Annotated in this window: 1 protein-coding gene; it reads left to right on the forward strand. The window is 48.3% G+C overall.

Annotation, left to right across the window (positions count from 1 at the left end):
• Positions 1-38 precede the first annotated feature (38 nt).
• A partial coding sequence (locus FDX22_RS31150) for a MerR family transcriptional regulator (RefSeq protein ID WP_255432936.1) occupies positions 39-232 on the forward strand: 194 nt, incomplete at its 3' end.

Genomic DNA, 232 nt, shown 5'->3' on the forward strand with positions numbered 1-232 from the left:
GCTGCTAAAAAAGATCAACGATGAATAGCGGAGAGAGCATGTACCGAATTGGTGAAATAGCGAAACTGGCTGACGTGACGCCAGATACTATCCGCTACTATGAAAAGCAGCAGATGATGGAGCATGAAGTGCGTACTGAAGGCGGATTTCGCCTCTATACAGAAAGCGATCTTCAGCGCCTGAAGTTTATTCGTTATGCCCGCCAGCTTGGTTTCACTCTGGAGTCGATCCG

It is taken from the genome of Citrobacter sp. TBCS-14 (assembly GCF_005280805.1).
Taxonomy (GTDB): Bacteria; Pseudomonadota; Gammaproteobacteria; order Enterobacterales; family Enterobacteriaceae; genus Citrobacter; species Citrobacter gillenii.